This window comes from Patescibacteria group bacterium (assembly GCA_028711655.1).
Lineage (GTDB): Bacteria > Patescibacteriota > Patescibacteriia > Patescibacteriales > JAQTRU01 > JAQTRU01.
Map to the genome: position 1 here is coordinate 1 of JAQTRU010000070.1, position 2,723 is coordinate 2,723.

At 43.8% G+C, this 2,723-nt stretch carries 3 protein-coding genes; all 3 read right to left on the reverse strand.

What is annotated here, in order from left to right; genetic code table 11:
- On the reverse strand, positions 1–1,166 hold a 1,166-nt coding region (locus PHQ42_05445), incomplete at its 3' end, for an N-acetyl sugar amidotransferase (protein ID MDD5072142.1).
- Positions 1,163–1,801: an imidazole glycerol phosphate synthase subunit HisH gene (gene hisH / locus PHQ42_05450; protein ID MDD5072143.1), complete on the reverse strand. Its 639-nt coding sequence runs from the start codon at positions 1,799–1,801 to the stop codon at positions 1,163–1,165. The genes PHQ42_05445 and hisH, both read right to left, overlap by 4 nt.
- A complete protein-coding gene (locus PHQ42_05455) occupies positions 1,798–2,559 on the reverse strand; it encodes an imidazole glycerol phosphate synthase cyclase subunit (protein MDD5072144.1) in 762 nt (253 codons plus the stop codon). The genes hisH and PHQ42_05455 overlap by 4 nt, the downstream gene beginning before the upstream one ends.
- Between the last annotated feature and the right edge of the window lie 164 nt (positions 2,560–2,723).

Here is a 2,723-nt window from a genome sequence, read left to right on the forward strand (position 1 = left end):
CGCAATTTCCATTCACCGTTAACTTTTTGCCAAAGATGCGGCTGGCGGTAAGCGTCAATTACCCGCCAAAAATGCTCTTCGGTTATATCAAGATATTCCAAAAAGTCTTTAAAATATTTCTTGGGAAATTCACCGTCATAGCGCTTGACTAAGGCCATGCCTTCTTCGCGGGTAATATGGCCCGAACGTATTTCCATCATGGCGTCCCTGGTGGCCCGGCCTAGGCCGAATTTTATATAGCCCAAATAAAAATGAAAACCATCCGTCTTGTCGTCCAAGCTGGCGTATTTTGAATAAGTGCCCTCGGAATGCCCATCTTCATTGGCGGAAAAACCGGTATGCTTCTGGGAATAATAGAAATTTTCCTGAGGAATCCAATTATGATAATAAGAATGCCAATGCATCTGGGCGCCAAGCTTTTCAATCTCTTCCAATTCGGGCGTGCGGTAAAAATCAAAAGACTTGTCTTCAATCTCGCTTTTTTTAAAAATGCCCATTTCATAGCCGGCTTTCAGCAAAGCGTCTATACCGGCGCCTTTAAAATATAATTTTTCCCAATCAGCAACCGATTCATAGGGCTTGTCGGCGTTTTGCAATGAGCCTCCATATTCAACTTCCCCATTTTCTCCGTAAAAAATCAAAGGTATGCCAAATTTTAAAGCCATCTGAAAAGCGTAGGCTTTTTGCCCGAAACCGAAAGGCTCCCAAGCATCGCCCTTAAGCTCAAAAGCCACTCTGGCTAATTTCCGGTGCAGAACTCCATTAGGAAAACAATTTAAAACCGTGAAGCCGGATTTTACGAAATTTTGAAAATTTTTCCAGCCGATATCCGTATAAATAAAAGGCGCCCAGGTAACGCAAAGAGGATGCATGCCGTATTTTGTTTTTAAAGTATGGGCGGTAAAACCGCTGTCTTTGCCGCCGCTGCCGGGAACAATAACATCAAAGCTCCCGTCTTTAGAACGATATTTATCGCAAACCGCTGCAAATTCCTCTTGCCTTTTTTTCCAGTTAATAGTTTTTTTCTTTTCAGCGTAGCGGCAAGCGCCGCAGACGCCTTCTTCGTCAAATTCAGTGCGCGGCCGCTGATTGGAAACAACACACCGCCGGCAAAATTTTACTTCTTTCGGCTGCGCCAGTAATTGCTTGTCCAATGATTTATTCATATTAAATTAATAAAATTATCAATTATTTCCAGCCCCACCTGCCCGCTTTTCTCCGGATGGAACTGGCAGCCGTAAATATTGCCCTGCCTGACGGCTGAACAAAAAGTATGTCCGCCATAAGTTGTCAACGCTAAAATATTTTTCTCGTACTCCGGCTCTAAGATATAAGAATGGACAAAATAAACTTGGCCGCTTTTATTGAATGGATCAAAAATCGTGCCGCGCCAATCATCCGCCGCGGCCGGCGAAATATTATTCCAGCCAACCTGCGGCACTTTTTCATTTTCAGCTAAATTCGGGAAGCGGACTACCTTGCCTTTAATGATATCCAATCCCTTAAAAATACCAAATTCATGCCCCTCGGTCAACATAATTTGCGCCCCCAGGCAAATGCCAAGCATAGGTTTGTCTTCTAACGCCAGCTGCTTGATTTTTTCCTCTAAACCGCGGATTTTTAATCCTCTCATACCGGCTTCAAAAGAGCCGACGCCAGGCAAAACCACGCCGTCGGCCCTGCCCAATGATTCAATATCCTCAGCAACTGAAACTTCGGCTTTAAAATGCTGAAAGGCCCTGATTAAGCTATATAAATTTCCCACCCCATAATCTATAATGGCGATTTTCTTTTGCTTCATACGATTCTTACGTTAATGTTATTGTCTGACAAATATTTTTTAACTTCGCCGATGGAAAAGTCGTTATACTGAAAAACCGAGGATACGCCCAAAGCGTCGACTCTTGCTTCAAATATCGCCTGCTTAAATGATTCCAGGCTGCCGGCGCCGCCATGGGCAATCACCGGAATAGGCGAAAAACCGCTTACTTGTTTTAATAGCTCCAGGTCATAGCCGGCTCTGGTTCCCTCTCGGTCCACGGAAGTTAAAAGAATTTCGCCTACCCCTAAATCAATCGCCTGTTTTATCCAGCCAATCACATCAATGCCGGTCTTTTCCCGGCCGCCATCGGTGTAAACTTCATAATTGCCGCCGGCTTGCTTTTTTGCTTCCACGTAAAGCACAATGCATTGGGAGCCGAATTCTTTCACTGCTTCGCTTAAAAAATCCGGGTTTTTTACCGCGTAAGTATTAACGGCAATCTTATCGGCGCCGGAGCGCAAAACATTATTGATATCATAAATGCTTCTGATGCCGCCGCCTACGGTGATGGGAATAAAAATATTTTCCGTTACCGATTTTAATAAATCAAAATCCAGATTGCGCTGATACAGGCTGGCCACTATATCCAAATAGATAAGCTCATCCGCCCCGCCCTGATAATAGCGGAAAGCCAACTCTTTTGGGTTGCCGACAATTCTTAAAGCTTCGGTCTGCACCGGTTTTACCACGTTCGGCCCCTTGATATCCAGCCTGGGAATGATTCTGATATTTTTCATTAATTTAAAAATTATCTTTTTTATCAATATGCCTGGATCCGCGAAATTTGGTGGTTTTGCCTGAATATAAATCGGCAAACTGTTGAATTAAATTCTCGGCTAGAAGCATATCGCCCCTGGTATGTTTATAGTGGTCCAATATTAATTCGGTATTGGCTTCAAGC